We start from the raw sequence: 16585 nt of genomic DNA, 5'->3' as shown, positions 1-16585 counted from the left end.
TTTTAAAACTCTGATAGATTTTGACAAGAGCCTTTAAGAATATAAATTTGATTATGAAGTTATCTGTGTATGGGGAGATATATATGAATATAAGTGAAACAAAAATTAAGGTAAGATATGTAGAAACTGATCAGATGGGAATAGTTCACCACTCAAACTATTATGCGTGGTTTGAGGTTGGAAGAACAGAGTTTATAAAAGAATCAGGAATTAGCTATAGTGATATGGAGAATAACGGCATAATGATGCCTTTAGTAGAAAGTAACTGCAGATATATGGTTGGAGCTAAGTATGAAGATGAGGTTACAATTAAAACTTGGGTTGAAGAACTTAATGGTGCAAAAGTTGTATTCTCATATGAAGTAATAAGAGATGCAGATAATATTACATTAGCTAAAGGAAAAACAGTTCATGCATTTGTTAATAAGGACTTTAAAATAATCAATTTAAAAAAGAACAATATAGATATATGGAATAAGATACAAGGTTTATTATAAAATACATAAAGCCTCCTATGAAGGTTAAAAATATAACGTACTAATAAGTTATTAAAATAATCTTTAAGTAGCAATTAAAAATAGGAGGCAGAAAGATGATAATTGATTTTTACACTGCTATTAAAAGCAGAAGGTCAATCTATGCAATTAGTGATGATTCTACAATACCAGATGAAAGAATTGCACATATGGTGGAGGAAGCGGTTAAATGCGCTCCTACTTCTTTTAATTCACAAAGTTGTAGAGCAGTATTGTTATTGGATAAACATCATACAAAGTTATGGGAGATTACCAAGGAAGCTTTAAGAAAGATAGTTCCTGAAGGAAATTTTGCACAAACAGAGGAAAAGATAGATTCTTTCAGTAAGGGTCACGGAACTATATTATATTTTGAAGATCAAGCTGTTGTGAAGGGATTACAAGAACAGTTTGCATTATATAAAGATAATTTTCCTATCTGGTCAGAGCAGTCTTCGGGGATCCTTCAGTATATAATTTGGACTGCACTAGAAATAGAAGGCCTAGGAGCTTCACTTCAACATTATAATCCTTTGATTGATGATGAAGTAAAAAAAACTTGGAGTATACCCGATGAATGGAAACTAATAGCACAGATGCCTTTTGGAAAACCACTACATATTCCCGGAGAAAAGAGTTTTATGCCAATAGATGAAAGAATTAAAGTTTTCAAATGATGAAGGGATAAAAAACACCTACGCAGGTGTTTTTTTTATTCTTTAGGAATTTATAACTCAAGTATATGTGGAGATAAATAAAGATGAACAAGTTCGATCCGAAATCTATTTTTAAAACTCTCACGGGTTCTGGTGAGAGAATTTAAAAATATAAATTCTATTACGAAGTGGTTCATCTATATGAATAACGACTCAAAATATCATATAATTTAAAGAATAAAAAAGAAGAATATGGCCCCTGCCAGAATTTCTTCACATACGTTGAGAAAAGGCAGATGCCAAAAAAAGTCGCTGAAGAAGGGTTGCTTCATCAACTTTTTTATGTATTTACAGCATATTACATTAACAATATAATATAGATAAAGATGAAACACTTTAATCCGAAATCTATTTTTAAAACTCATCTGGGTTCTGAGAGGAGAATTTGAAAATAAAAGTTTAATTATGAAGTGGTTCATCCATTGCATTTCAATTCGATATTGAGAGGTACATGTATAGTTAGATATATTAGATGAAATTTTATTATATCTTGTGTAAACGTTTTTTGGAGCTGGTTAAAATGTATAGATAAACGCTCTAGTAAGGAGTCAAAATGTTAAAAAAGAAACTTATTCTAAAAAAGGGGAGCTTATATAATAGTTTTTTTAGGATTACAGCCATAACCTTAATGGTTGTAACTATAATAATTTCTGCAGTAATGAATTTTTACTCTAATAGGATAATATATAGTGATTTAACTGCTTATTTATATTCTGCTCAAAGTGAGCTTTGTCAAAGTATGGATCTAGTAATAAATGATGTGAATATGGCTTCAGTGAGGCTTTTATCTAGACAAGTCTATAATCAAATAATAAATGATGATTCAATAACTTATGAGGAAAAGCAAAGACGTATAAAAGAGCAGTTGCTATCTCAGATGAAAGAATATGATAATATTGCAGATGTGGTCATAATAACAAAGGAAGGAAAGAGCTACAGGATGGCAGATGATGAAAATCTGTCATTACCTGATAAGAATTTTCTAGATAAGATTGATGATTCGGGTAAGATAACATATAGCGACGGAGTGGTTAAAGATAAAAACGGACAAGCGTATATAATGATTGGTCGCAAGTTTAGAAATTTAGATACTGGAAGAATAAATGGATACTTAGTAACCTATGTTAAATCTAATAATCTTATTAAAATATATAATCATTTACTTGTTAATAATAGCTTTTCTATGATTGTAAACAGTGAAGGTAAAATAATGTCTTCAATGGATAGTGACAGTATAGGTGAAACTATATATGATTATAAGTTTAGTTCTATCATGGGTAAAAATTTGAATCATATAGACTTCAAGGGAGAGAAAATGGTAGTTGCCAATACTTCCTTTGATAAACAACTTAAAGATATAGGATTTAACTGGTATATACTTACGTATATAAAAGAAGAAAACATTGATATTATAACTAAGCAAATAAGTTATAACGTATGGATTATATCAACAGTAAGTGCAGTGATTGCTATAGCACTTTCATTTTTAACCGTTGCATATATCTTAAAACCTTTAAGAAGATTGCAAGCTGCCATGAAGGGATTTAAAGGAGGAAAACAAAGTATTGGCATAGCTAAAGAAACTAAGATACATGATGAGTTTTTTGAATTGGAAAAAGCATATGTGGATATGGTAGAAAGAATAGATGAGCTTATTATTAAAAATAATGAGGAAAAGGAAAAACAGAGAGAATTAGAATTAGCTGCGATGCAAGCTCAGATAAATCCTCATTTTTTATATAACACTTTAGACACAATTGTTTGGATGGCAAAAATAAAAAAGGAGCCTGATATTGAAAAAATCACTATGGCTCTTTCGAGGTTTTTCAGAATGAGTTTGCATAAGGGAGAAAAGTATATAACAATAAGCGAGGAAATAAGTTTAATACAGAGCTTTGTTGTTATAGAGCAGATGAGATTTCCTAATGAACTGCAGATTTTATATAATATCCCTGATGATATCCTTGATGAATATATTCTTAAGCTCACTATTCAACCTATAGTTGAGAATGCATTAAAACATGGAGTTAGGGGCAAGAAGGAAAATGGTAAGATAGAAATTAATGGGATGAAATATGATGATATGTTGATTTTTGAAGTTATAGATAACGGTAAGGGATTTGACCCTAAAATGCTAGATGAATTCGATAACTTGGATAAGAGTAAATCTGGGGGGTATGGGTTGAAGAATGTAGATGAGAGAATAAAATTAGAGTATGGGAGTAAGTATGGTATTAGCATATTAAGCCAACCTAATAAAGGGACTACTGTCATAATAAAATTAGCAAGAAGAGAAAAGCAGTAGCAAAAAATTCGCTAAGAAGACTCTTAGCGAATTTTTTTTATTTATAGAGAAAGTATATTTTTTTATTCTTTAGGAATTTATAACTCAAGTATATCTGTGGATAAATATGAGCAACGACTTAAAATATCATATAATTTAAAGAATAAAAAAGAAGAATATGTCGCCTGCCAAGTTTTCCTCATATTCATTCGGAAAGGCAGATGCGCAAAAAAACACTGAAGAAAGTCGCTTCAGTGATTTTTTCATAAGATGCTAATCATGATATTGAATCATTTTATCATGAAGAGATATTATTGGGTTTAATATATTATTCACAAACCTGCTATAAAGTAAGATAAGTGTCATAAGTAATACAATAGCTATCAGTACAAAAGAAGCTTTTAGCTTGCCAGTCTCTTTATAGAAGTTATCTAAGGAGATAGTTTTTATGACATAAGTGTCTTTATCTAGTAAGTTTTCTACGATTATTAATTTGGTTTTATCTTTACTAAGAGTATAATTCTTTCCAGAAGAAAGAATATTCATAAGGTCTGGCTCCTTTGGTGGTATTAGGGCTTGGTCACCGTATTCATATATTGGATCAGTTCCAGGAGTGTATACTGAAAGAGAGAACTTAGAATCAAATACATCATATGAAAAGTAATCCATAAATGAACCTGTAGTTATATTGACGATAACTATTCCTAAGGAAGAAGAAACATCATATATCTTTGATATATAGGATACTACGTTAGTGCTTTTTGAGTTAGTATATCTATATTTAGGAATATCGTCTGAACACAGCATCCACATTGAGCTTTTAGAGGTCTTAATAAAGTTAGTATATTCTTTTGTCTTAGAAAATGAATCAAAGGATGGAAAATTATAATTGCTATTGCTTTCATATCTAAGCCCATTAGAAGAATAGATGGTAGATCCAATTATATCAAGATTTATAGATCTCAAGTCAGACAAGCTATTAGTTACAGTAGAATTATATGAAGTATCCTTAAGTGAATCAATGACTTGAGGAGAATTAATTGAATAATCGGTAATGTTCTCGATGAGTTTTCTAAAGTAATCTATATTTTGCGATTGGATCTTCATAGTTTCTACATAAGACTGAATACGATTTTGAAGAAGTACGTTTTGCATTTTTTTATATCCGATAAACATTATTAAAATAATTGATAATATAACGATTGCTACTGATTGAAATATTATACGTGTTTTTGCAGACATCAAATCACCCCACGAAACTAGCTTAATTTAAATTATATATTTATGTGATAACCTTTTCAACGGTGTATATAAAATATGTGCAGATTAACAAACTATTTAGCATGATTATAGCCTGTTTTCATTTTTGGGATTCTTGTATACTTTTAATTGTAAGAGGGATGCAAATTATTTAAGGAGGGAATGTTATGAGAAAACGTTTATCACTAATACTTATATCTGCGATTTTAGCAGTTACATCTTTGACAGCATGTAATAAACAGGAAGACAAGCCAGCTACAGCTGATGGACACAAGAAGGTTACAGTAAAGATTGGTATGTGGCCAGAGGATACTGATGCTGAGCAAGTTGCATTATTCAACAAGTACAAAGCAGAGTGTGAGAAAAAATATAATTGGATAACTATTGAACCTGCACACTATAAATATAGTGTAGAAAGCTTTGTTCCTTTAGCAGAAAGTGGACAACTACCAACGGTATTTGAAACTTGGTATACAGAACCACAAAAGTTGATAGCAAACAAGTATGTAGCAGATATCACTGATGAATTAAAAGAAAATAAATGGTTAGATTCAATGGATCCTAAGATAAAAGATCTATTATCTAAAGATGGAAAGACATACGGAATTCCACGTGATGGATATGCATTAGGTTTGTACGTTAACATAAAGTTATTCAAACAAGCAGGATTAATGGATGGAGATATACCTAAGTATCCAAAGACTATGGATGAATTAGCTCAAACAGCTGCAACTATTAAACAAAAGACAGGAAAAGCAGGAATTGTATTATTATCAAAAGACAATTCTGGTGGATGGCATTTCTCCAATATAGCATGGGCATTTGGAGCAAAGCTTCAAGTAGAAGAGAATGGAAAGTGGAAATCTAACTTAAACTCTAAAGAAGCAGTAGCAGCAATGCAATATGTAAAGGATTTAAAATGGAAGTATAATGCAGTAACTGATGAAATTCTTCAAGATTGGACATCAGGTATGCAAGCAATAGGTACTAGTAATGCAGCAATGTACTTTGCAGCACAAGATGGTGTAAATGTTCCAACTAAAGATTATGGCTTAAGTAAAGATGATTTAGCTTTAGTTCCATTCCCAGCAGGTCCTGGTGGACAATACTCATTAATGGGTGGTACTCCTTATATGTTCTCTTCAACAGCTTCAAAGGATGAAATTGATGGAGCTCTTAAATTTATAGAAATAATGGGTAAAGCACCAGTTCTTAATGCTGACACAGAAAAGGGACTTAAGGATGATGCAGATTATCGTAAGAAAAATAATATTCCAGTTATTCCATCATTCCAAGTTTGGACAAATAAAGATTACTTAGACAAGGTTGAAGAAATAAGAAAAGCTAATGAAAATATAAACTACAACTTATTTAAGGATTATTTCAGTAATGTACCAAAAACTCTTCATACAGAAGAGCCAAATCTTACTCAAGATATGTATGCTGAATTATATCCAGTTATTCAGGCAGTATTAACTAATAAAGATGCAAATGTTCAAGCTCTTATGGATAAGGCTAATAGCAACTTCCAACAAAAGCTAGATACAAATATAAATAAGAAATAATTTATTCCATGTACTAAATAAGGCTGTATAAAGCACTAGTAAGATATTAAGATGAACAATTATATTATTTAAAATCTTTATTCAAATCATCTTGGCTTAACCCCCCAGAGTTTTGAAGTAATTATTCAGAAAGATTGTTCATCTTTATCTATCAAGAAAGTGATATGCAGCCTTTTCTATTAAAGATGCACCACTTCGAACCGAAAACTATTTTTAAAACTCTCACGGGTTCTGGTGAGAGGATTTAAAAATAATAAATTTTATTGCGAAGTGGTACATCCATATAAAAAGTAAGGAAAGGAGTCGATGATGCCATGAAACTTGCTACACAAACACCAATCAAAAGTAGAAAAATAAGCAAAAATGTATGGCGAAAAGATATATCAGGATGGATGATAATGATTCCGTCATTGGTGTTATTTGCTTTTTTCGTATGGGTACCTATTCTTCAAAGTCTCAAACTATCATTTTATAGTACACAAGGTTTTAATCCTGTAGCTTTTGTAGGATTTAAAAACTACATAAATGTATTTCAAGATCCAGTGTTTATGAAGGCACTAAGCAATACTTTTGTTTATATTTTTTGGTCTTTAGTAGTTGGTTTTTTAGTTCCTATAGTAATGGCAATTTTATTAAATGAAGTTGTATATTTTAAATCGTTGTTTAGAGTTGGAATGTATTTTCCTAACGTTGTTCCAGGGGTAGCTACTGTTATGATGTGGTCCTTAATCATGACCCCAGGAGGCAATGGTATATTAAATGTTTTTTTAAGTAAGTTTGGAGTAGAGCCACATAAGTGGCTAGAAGATCCAAAGTGGACTATTCTTTTAATAGTAATCACAATGACTTGGAAGGGTGCAGGATCAACTGCTTTAGTTTACCTTGCAAGATTACAAGGACTAAATCAAGAACATTATGAAGCTGCAGCTATGGATGGTGCAGGAATATGGCAAAGGATTTTTTATATAACTATTCCAGGACTATTTAGTACTTGTAAAACTCTATTTATACTTCAAATTATAGCTGTTTTTCAAGTATTATATGAACCAATGGTAATGACGGGTGGAGGACCTAATAATGCTTCTATTTCTCTAATGCAGTTAAATTACAAATATGCATTCCAAGATATGAAGATAGCTCAAGCAACAGCGTTAAGTGTTATTATCGCTATAATACTTATTGCATTAACTTGTGTATACAATCTTCTTAACAGAAACAGTGAGGAATAGAAAGGAGAGGCCAAATGTTTAAATCGAAAATAAGTAATAAAGGCTATGGCGCTATAACTACCTTTGATCTAAAACGAAAACCAGTAAAACTGGCATACCTGATTATGATTATAATATGCTTTGTTATAGTTATAGCTTCCATTGTACCGCCATTATGGGTAATGCTATCAAGCTTTAAATCACAAGAAGAGTTTTTTAGACAACCACCAACTTTTTGGCCAGATCAATTCCATCCAGAAAGATTGGCTGAGACTTGGAATAAACTTGATTTTATAAAGTATTACAAGAATTCTTTAATAGCTGTTGTAGGTAGTGTAGTCTGTGCAATTGTATTTAATGGGTTACTTGCTTATGTAATAGCCATAATTAAACCAAGAGGAAGCAAAGTTATTCATGCTTTAGTTATGATAAGTTTAATGATACCAGCGACTACTAGTTTAGTTCCAGTTTTTAAGAACATAGTAGCATTGCATTTAAACAACCAAATCACGCCATTATGGTTTGTGGCAGGAGCAAATGCATTTTACGTTATACTTTATATTACATTTTTTAAGTCAATTCCAACATCTCTTATTGAAGCTGCGAGGTTGGATGGATGTTCAGATTTTCAGATATTTTTCAAAATAGTGGCTCCCTTAAGTAAAGCTATAAATATGGTTATCGGTATGTATGCAGTTAACGCAGCATGGTCTGATTTCCTTCTTCCTTATTTGGTTTTAAAGAAGGATAGTAGTTTCACTGTTATGGTTAAGCTGTTTGTAGCCCGCCAAGGCGGAAAAATGACACCAGATCAGCTTATGATGTGTATTACTTTAGCAATCATACCACCTATAATTTTATTTATACTTTTCCAAAAGCAAATCACTGCAGGAGCAATGGAAGGTAGTATAAAGGAATAGTTTATAATATTGTAAATACAATCAATGCTTAAAGACCTTCCTTAGTTATTCAACCCATAACTGAAGAAGGTCTATGCTTTTACATATTTGCAGTATATTAGAAGACATGAGCCTTTTTTGAATACTCACTAGGAGTCATTCCGGTAGAACGTTTAAATACTTGACTAAAGTATTTTATATCGTTATATCCAACTTTATAACATACTTCATAAACCTTATATCTTGGATTAACCAACAACTCTTTAGCTGCATTTATTCGAGCTTCCTTTAGACATTCATTAAAGGTTTTACCTATATTATCTTTTAATAGATGCATTAGATAAGAAGGGCTTATATATAATGCATTTGCCACATCTTCAACTGAAATATCTTTGTTATAGTTTGCTGTTATATATTTTATAGCTTCATTAATCTTCCTTGAAGACATAGTATTTTCTATTCCATCAATGCTTAATATACGGTTTATATCGGTGAACATATTATTGTTTACTGCCTTTTCAGCTTCTTCGCAAGCACTATGAATAATTGAGAGGTCTTTGCATACATTACTTATTCCTACACAACATGTAAGTGTTGTAATCTGTTCAAATTCGTAAATAATCTTTTTAGCAGCATTCTTTATCGCCTTAACTGCGTTCTCAATATGTGGATGACTTAAAATTATGGTCCATTTTAAGTCAGAAGCTTCCGTGTAGACATAGCTCATATTACCATCATTTAAATACTTGGAGATTAAGCTAGTCAAAGTATTTCTAATTAAACTAATCGTATCCTTATTTGAAGATTTAAGAATATCATCACTTGAATTTACTGTTAAGAATAATACATAATCGTTTATTGGCGATATATCAATACCATATAGTTTAAGTTTTTCTTTTATTGCATCTAAATCAGAGAGTTTGCCTGTAATGAGGTTATTTAAAAACAGTTGTTTTACATTCGGAAGTTCACTTTCTAACAAGGAATATTGTTTTTGCTTATTGCGTCTCTTGTCCAACTCTTTAATTCCATCCAAAACCGTTTTTATAAGTTCGTTATTATCGATAGGTTTTAATAAATATGCAAAGGCTCCGCTATGAAGGGCTGTACGAACATATTCAAACTCTTCATATCCACTTAAAATAATGACTATACAGTCTATATTAGAAGTTTTTATAGCCTTTAAAAATTCTAGACCATCCCACTCTGGCATTCTAATGTCAGTTATTATGATATCAGGATTAAACTTAAGCGCTAATTCTAAACCGGTTTTTCCGTTATCAGCATCTGCAACTATGTCAATGGAGTATTCGTTCCAATCAATTGTTTCTCTAATTCCATATCTGACAATATACTCATCATCTAAAATCAACATTGAATACATAGTAACCCCACCCCTTACTTACTACATCTTTAAAACGTATACATTTATGCTGGACCACTTCTTAATAAAGTTTATTATTTTTAAATTCTCTCATCAGAACTCGTGAGAGTTTTAAAATAGATTTCGGACTGAAGTGGTACATCTTAAAACACTATCTCAAATATATTCTAACAAATGATTAATAAGAATTCACTATTTATGATTAAACTCAGCATTATTAGAAACTATTTAGCAGAATTACAACCTATACTCAAATATTTATAAAACCTATAATTTAATCATAATTAGATACTAACAAAACACCGTGTTTAAATTAAGCGGTCACGCATCCAATGCTTTAATGAGCTTACGCAAAGAATTAATATGATTTTGTCATATTGCTGAAAATATATTAATTTTATTACTAAGTTGTGCACCTGAATAAATAATAAGTAAAATTAGATTTTCATAATTATAGGATTAAATATAGGAGGAGTAGGAAATATGCAAAAATATGCAGATAAATACTTGAAGTTAGATCCATGGAGGATAATTGAAGAAGGATTTGATTCAGAGAGATGTAATGTATCAGAGTCAATTTTTTCTTTAGGAAATGAGTACATGGGGGTAAGAGGATATTTTGAGGAAGGTTATAAACAGGGTGAATTCATAGGTTCTTATTTTAATGGAGTATATGAAGAAACCAAGGAAGCAGCAGCTCTACATTATAAAGGCATAGTAAGAGATACTCATTTTATGATTAATTCTGTAAATTGGTTATATACAAGAATTTATGTTGATGATGAAGTATTAGATTTATCATCAAGCGAATTTGATGAATATAGGAGAACTCTTGATTTAAGAACTGGAATCTTAAATCGTAGATTTATATGGAAGACAGTTAGTGGAAAGCATGTAAAGCTTGATTTTGAGAGATTTGTCAGTATGGGTAGTCCGAGATATGGATGCCAAAGAATAGCTATAACACCGCTAAACTTTTATGGTGAAGTAAAGGTTGTCATGGGGCTTGATTTTGATGTGCTACAAAAATCTTCAGCAAAAAAATATTGGACAACTATTGAGAGAGAAACACTAGAGGATTATATATATATACTTGGTAAAACTTCTTTTACTGAGCAAAAGGTATTTTCAGCCTCTAATATATCATCAGATAGTATTTATAAAAGTAATGTTATAAAAAATGAAGATTTTATAGGATATGAACTCATCATAAATGGAAGTCAAGGGATTGAAACAAAAATAGATAAAGTAGTGTTTAATTATGTAGAAAAAACAAAAGAGATTGAAGCAGCTGAAGTAATTAAAACGGCATCTAAATTAGTAAATAACTTTGATAACATATGCTACGACAAAGAAAAGGAAAAGCACATAGATTATTGGACAAAGGTTTGGGATAAATTTGACATAACAATAGATGGAGATATGGATAATCAGCAGGGGATAAGATATTGTATTTTCCAAATGCATCAAACTTATCATGGTGAAGATCCTTCACTTAATATTGGAGCAAAGGGGTTAACTGGAGAGGCATATAACGGACATACTTTTTGGGATACAGAGACATACTGTCTGCCATTTTATATCTTTAACAATCCTAGAGCAGCTAAAAACTTACTAGAGTATAGATATAATACTTTGCCTATGGCAATTGAAAGAGCTAAACAGTTAGACTGTGAGGGAGCTTGCTATCCTATAGCAACGCTAAATGGAAAAGAAGCTTGCTCTTTATGGCAACATGCGAGTCTTCAAATGCAGCCAAGTACTGCCGTAGCTTATGGAGTTTTTCATTATGTTAAGCTTACAGACGATAAGGAGTTTCTATATGATAAAGGCTGTGAGATGTTAGTGCAGATATGCAGATACTTAGCAACTAGAGGCGATTGGAGTGGACAGACGGGAGAGTATGGATATTTTGGGGTAATGGGGCCAGATGAGTTCCAAATGATGGTGAACAATAACTGCTATACCAACTATATGGCAAAGAAAACCTTTGAGTATACCCTTGATGTAATAAAGGATATGAAGAATAATTGTCCTGCTGGTTTATCTAACTTAGTACAAAAGGTTGATTTATTAGATGATGAATTACAGGCTTGGTCAAATATGGCTAGTAAAATGAAGATAACTTTGGATAAAGAAACAGGAATATATGAACAGCATGAAGGTTATTTTAATCTTCCGCATGTGGATATTAACAGTATTCCTGTAGAGGAATTTCCTCTATATAACAATTGGTCTTATGACAGAATTTATAGGAATGATATGATTAAGCAGCCAGATGTGCTTATGTTCATGTTCCTTTTTAGAAGTGAATTTTCAGAGGAAAGTAAAAAGGTGAATTATGAGTACTACGAGCCAAGATGCATACATGAATCCTCTCTTTCACCATCAATACACTCAATATTTGCATCAGAACTTGATAAGCATGAAGAAGCTTTCAGTTTTTTTAACTTTGCAACAAGAATGGATTTAGATAATTATAATAGAAATACCAATGAAGGCTTGCACACTACTTCAATTGCAGCAGCATGGGTGAATATTGTATATGGGTTTGGAGGTTTGAAGTCTGATGGTGACAAGATAGAACTCAATCCATCTATACCAAAAGTATGGAATAGTTATTCTTTTAGGATGTTGTATAAAGGAACTGTTGTAGAAATTTTAGTAGATAAAACAGACGTAAGAGCAAGCGTGATTGAGGGAACCGAAGTTACTATTAATGTATATGGAATAGATTATAAAATTGATAAGAAAGGAATAGAGTTAGGGATTCCTGGTGCTGCAAGAGGTTAAAGTAAATCTTATGAGGATATTTATAGGAAGGTGATATTGTGGAGTGGTTGATAAAAGAAAGCGGATTTGATAAAGGTAAGATTGAACTTAATGGTAATAAGTTTCTCATTGGAAATGGTTATATGGGTTATCGTGGCACTATGGAGGAATTCTCAAAGGAGCAGTTAGTCGCCTGTAATTTATCTGATTTATATGATAAGGTAGGTGATAAATGGAGAGAACCTGTCAATGCTCCAAATGGATTATTTACAAGACTATATTGTAATGGAGAATTACTTAGTGTTCTTAGTAGTGATATAGATCATCATGAACAAGAGCTTAATATAAGAAATTCAACCCATAGAAGATATACTAAGTTTATCAATAGTAGTGGGATAAAGGTTGAAGTAAGGGCAGAAAGATTTGTAAGCTTATATAACCTACATCTTATATGTATGAAGTACTCATTTAAGGCATCAGAATCATGTGATGTAGTGATTGAAACAGGAATTGATGGACAGGTTTGGGATATAAATGGTCCTCATCTTATAAATTTAGAAACATATCAACGTGAGGATAATTGTATATTTCATGCAATCACTAATGAAAATAAAAATTCTTTGGCAGTAGCAGAAAGAATTGAAGTTAGTTTTGGCAATGAAGTGTATAATAGCAATAGCTATAATTCATTTAGAGAAATATCATCAAATATTGAAGTCGATAAAGAATATACATTTATAAAGTATGTATCCGTATTTAAAGATAGAGATGAAGTTGAAGATTGTGTAAGTGCGGCAATTAAGTCAAATATATCAGCAGTTAATCTTGGCTATGATAAATTATTTGAAATGAATAAAGAATTATGGGACCAGAGATGGAATGATATTGATGTAGAGATCGAAGGAGATGATTATTCTCAATTAGCACTTAGATATAGCATATATCATCTAATGATTATTGCACCAACTCATACAGATAAGACCTCAATACCAGCAAGAGGACTGTCAGGTCAAGTTTATAAAGGTGCGATATTCTGGGATACAGAAATATTCATGTTGCCATTTTTCTTAAATACGAAACCTGAAATAGCTAAGAACTTAATAAAATATAGATGCAATACCTTAGATGGAGCTAGAAGAAAAGCTGCTGATTACGGATATAGAGGGGCGTTTTATGCTTGGGAAAGCCAGGATACTGGTGATGATGCTTGTACTTATTTTAATGTTACAGATGTATTTACTGGAAGACCCATGAGAACTTACTTTAGAGATAAACAAGTTCATATAAGTGCAGATGTTGCGTATGCTATATGGCAGTATTATCTTGCTACAGGAGATGAAAGCATTCTTGTTGAAGGCGGGGCAGAAACAATAATTGAATGTGCTAGGTTCTTCTATTCTTACGCTTATTTTAATATGGATAAAAATAGATACGAAGTATTAGATGTAACTGGTCCAGATGAGTATCATGAGAGAGTAAATAATAACGCTTATACAAGTATAATGGTTAAGTATACCTTGGAAGCAGCCTTATCAGCTATTAAGCTGTTAAAGAACAAATATGAAGAAGAATATATAAGTTTAAATTTAGCAATTAAATTTGAAAGAGAAGTAGATAATTTTAAGGACATGCTTGAGAAACTATATATTCCTAGCCCTGATAAAGAAACAAATATAATAGAACAATTTGATGGATATGAGCGATTAGAAAATATAAGCCTTGAAAAATTAAAAGAGAGAATTATAGACCCAAATGAGTATTTAGGTGGTGGAAATGGATTAGCTACAACTACTAAAATACTTAAGCAAGCAGATGTTGTATTGGTTCTAAATTTGTTTAAGGATAGATACTCAGAGGAGGTTAAGAGGAGCAACTGGGAATATTATGAGCCTCAGACTGAGCATGGATCTAGCTTAAGTGCTTGCGTTTATGCACTACTTGCGGCTGATCTTGATAAAGTTGATTGGGCATATAAATATTTCTTAAAGACAGCTACAATTGATTTGACAGGAGATTCAAAACAATATGTTGGAACTCTTTATATTGGAGGAACTCATCCTGCATCTAATGGTGGAGCTTGGATGACTGCAGTTTTAGGATTTGGAGGAGTTAAAGCCAGTGAAGGGCAGATAACTATGAGTCCTAAACTACCAGAAAGTTGGACTTCGCTAAAGTTTAGAGTAGTACATTATGGACAAAAGTATTCTGTAAGTATTACCAAAAATCAAATAACAATAAAAGCAGATAACATAAACCAAAAATCCAATGAATTTATTATAAGTGGCAAGAAGCTTATATGTAATCCTGGTCAAATAATAGAAATAGGATATTAAAAAGACTGTCTAAAGGTAATAGCATTGCCTTTGGACAGTTTTTTCGTATGTAGTAATTTAAGATGAATCACTTCAATCCGAAATTTATTTTTAAAACTTCTATGGGTTCTTAGAGGAGAATTTGAAAATATAAGTTCAATTATGAAATGGTTCATCTATATTTTATGCTTTAAAATTCACTGATACATAAATAAGCGTCTGTTTTCAAATAATAAAATAAAACTTTTATAAATGCTACGATCGGTTACTTAAGAGTGAGAGGAGGTTTTTATGTGATCAGAGAATTAATTATAAACCTTTCAATACTGATAAGTGCCATAAGCTTAGGCACACAATTACGAAAGGGGCATGATCATTTAAAGTCCAATCCTTATACTCATCAACTAACTTTTGGGTTTGTTACAGGTCTTCTGTCTATTGCATTAATGTATTTTGGTTTCATCATATATGATGGTTCAGTCATAGACTTTAGAAATATAGCTGTAATGATTTCTGCTATATATGGTGGAGGTGTATCAATATATTTATGTAGTATTATGACTGCTGTTTTTAGAATAGTGTATTTTGGGATTAATACTATAGCAATATACGGTGTAATATTAACTATAATTATTGGCATCGGCTGTTGGTTTATAGCGAGTAATAGACTTAGAACTTGGCAAAAGTGGGTTTACTGTACTTTATTCAATACCATAGCCTCAAGCATAGTACTAATAATAAAGTATTCTTATAGGGAAGATTTTAAGTTTATCTTAAGTGTTTATATAATAGCATCTATTGTTGTGTCAGTAATAACCTTTAGCTATTTAGAATATTGCTTTACATTAAACAAGTTATATATAAGATTAGTAAAGGAGTCATCTCAAGATTTCCTAACAGGAGTTAACAATGTAAGACAGTTTAATAAAACATTAAAACTACTTGCAGTAAATGCCGTAGATAAAGATGAGAGGCTTTCTTTACTAGTAATAGATATAGATAATTTTAAAAGCGTTAATGATACATATGGACATAATAACGGAGATATAGTTTTAAAAGAGGTGGCTATCATACTAAAGGATAGCAGTAGGTCCTTTGACGTTATATCGAGGAATGGAGGAGAAGAATTTACGGCTATACTTCTTGATTGTGGTAAGGATAATGCAATAAAAATAGCTGAAAAGATAAGAACCAATATAGAGAATCATAGTTTTATTCTATCAAATGAGCATCAAATATATGTGACTGTATCTATAGGGCTCGCTAGTTTTCCAGAGAGTACAAAGGATATAAAAAGACTATACGAATTAGCAGATGAAGCTCTATATCAATCTAAAAAAACTGGTAAAAATAAGGTATCCCATGTATAGATTGCTTAGTAGGTTCAAATAAAAGAAGTTGATATAAAGAAATATTCTTTAGAAAAGGAGAATTTTATTATGAAGGATAAAAATATAAATCATAGTAACCACAATATTGATGAGTCAAAACCAACTAAAAACCCAGTGGAGATATTTCAAGGACATCTAAAAGAAATAAAAAATATAGATGAACCTTTCGCAGAAGCAATAATAATGGCTAAGAAATTTTAATCAATAAGTTTCAAAAAAATCCGCTAAAGCGGATTTTATTATTATTTTATAGATTAGTAAATTGACAATTACTTATAT

12 protein-coding genes are annotated in these 16585 nt (G+C 31.3%); 10 read left to right on the top strand and 2 right to left on the bottom strand.

Annotated elements, in window-relative coordinates; all coding sequences use genetic code 11:
* Nucleotides 1–83 precede the first annotated feature (83 nt).
* The 3 genes from bsdtw1_RS22825 to bsdtw1_RS22815 all read left to right on the top strand — a co-directional run bounded on the left by bsdtw1_RS22825 (nucleotide 84) and on the right by bsdtw1_RS22815 (nucleotide 3536).
* A complete protein-coding gene (locus bsdtw1_RS22825) occupies nucleotides 84–497 on the top strand; it encodes an acyl-CoA thioesterase (protein WP_183279962.1) in 414 nt (137 codons plus the stop codon).
* A gap of 95 nt (nucleotides 498–592) precedes the next feature.
* A complete protein-coding gene (locus tag bsdtw1_RS22820; protein WP_183279961.1) occupies nucleotides 593–1192 on the top strand; it encodes a nitroreductase family protein in 600 nt (199 codons plus the stop codon).
* Between the two features lie 592 nt (nucleotides 1193–1784).
* Nucleotides 1785–3536, top strand: a complete 1752-nt coding sequence (locus tag bsdtw1_RS22815) for a sensor histidine kinase (RefSeq protein WP_183279960.1) — start codon at nucleotides 1785–1787, stop codon at nucleotides 3534–3536.
* Between the two features lie 252 nt (nucleotides 3537–3788).
* On the opposite strand, the gene bsdtw1_RS22810 is transcribed toward bsdtw1_RS22815, so the two are convergent.
* Nucleotides 3789–4757 (bottom strand): hypothetical protein, encoded by a 969-nt coding sequence (locus bsdtw1_RS22810; RefSeq protein WP_183279959.1) that lies wholly within the window; start codon nucleotides 4755–4757, stop codon nucleotides 3789–3791.
* Nucleotides 4758–4942: 185 nt separating this feature from the next.
* On the opposite strand from bsdtw1_RS22810, the gene bsdtw1_RS22805 reads away from it, so the two are divergent.
* The 3 genes from bsdtw1_RS22805 (at nucleotide 4943) to bsdtw1_RS22795 (ending at nucleotide 8468) form a co-directional block, all read left to right on the top strand.
* A complete protein-coding gene (locus tag bsdtw1_RS22805) occupies nucleotides 4943–6340 on the top strand; it encodes an ABC transporter substrate-binding protein (RefSeq protein WP_183279958.1) in 1398 nt (465 codons plus the stop codon).
* A 314-nt stretch (nucleotides 6341–6654) separates the two neighbouring features.
* Complete coding sequence (locus bsdtw1_RS22800) at nucleotides 6655–7569, top strand: carbohydrate ABC transporter permease (protein WP_183279957.1); 915 nt, start codon at nucleotides 6655–6657, stop codon at nucleotides 7567–7569.
* Nucleotides 7570–7583: 14 nt separating this feature from the next.
* Nucleotides 7584–8468 carry a carbohydrate ABC transporter permease gene (locus tag bsdtw1_RS22795; RefSeq protein WP_183279956.1) on the top strand — a complete coding sequence of 295 codons (885 nt, stop codon included), beginning with the start codon at nucleotides 7584–7586 and terminating at the stop codon, nucleotides 8466–8468.
* Between the two features lie 97 nt (nucleotides 8469–8565).
* Here bsdtw1_RS22795 and bsdtw1_RS22790 read toward each other — a convergent pair whose 3' ends face one another.
* Nucleotides 8566–9831: a response regulator gene (locus bsdtw1_RS22790; RefSeq protein ID WP_183279955.1), complete on the bottom strand. Its 1266-nt coding sequence runs from the start codon at nucleotides 9829–9831 to the stop codon at nucleotides 8566–8568.
* 483 nt (nucleotides 9832–10314) lie between these two features.
* Here bsdtw1_RS22790 and bsdtw1_RS22785 point away from each other — a divergent pair, with 483 nt between their 5' ends.
* The 4 genes from bsdtw1_RS22785 (at nucleotide 10315) to bsdtw1_RS22770 (ending at nucleotide 16507) form a co-directional block, all read left to right on the top strand.
* Complete coding sequence (locus bsdtw1_RS22785) at nucleotides 10315–12624, top strand: glycoside hydrolase family 65 protein (RefSeq protein WP_183279954.1); 2310 nt, start codon at nucleotides 10315–10317, stop codon at nucleotides 12622–12624.
* Between the two features lie 38 nt (nucleotides 12625–12662).
* Nucleotides 12663–14936 carry a glycoside hydrolase family 65 protein gene (locus bsdtw1_RS22780; RefSeq protein ID WP_183279953.1) on the top strand — a complete coding sequence of 758 codons (2274 nt, stop codon included), beginning with the start codon at nucleotides 12663–12665 and terminating at the stop codon, nucleotides 14934–14936.
* Between the two features lie 272 nt (nucleotides 14937–15208).
* Nucleotides 15209–16285: a diguanylate cyclase gene (locus tag bsdtw1_RS22775; protein ID WP_183279952.1), complete on the top strand. Its 1077-nt coding sequence runs from the start codon at nucleotides 15209–15211 to the stop codon at nucleotides 16283–16285.
* 69 nt (nucleotides 16286–16354) lie between these two features.
* Nucleotides 16355–16507 carry a hypothetical protein gene (locus bsdtw1_RS22770; protein WP_183279951.1) on the top strand — a complete coding sequence of 51 codons (153 nt, stop codon included), beginning with the start codon at nucleotides 16355–16357 and terminating at the stop codon, nucleotides 16505–16507.
* Nucleotides 16508–16585: the final 78 nt, after the last annotated feature.

This window comes from Clostridium fungisolvens (genome assembly GCF_014193895.1).
Lineage (GTDB): Bacteria > Bacillota > Clostridia > Clostridiales > Clostridiaceae > Clostridium_AR > Clostridium_AR fungisolvens.
This window is presented reverse-complemented; position numbering and strand designations above follow the sequence as displayed.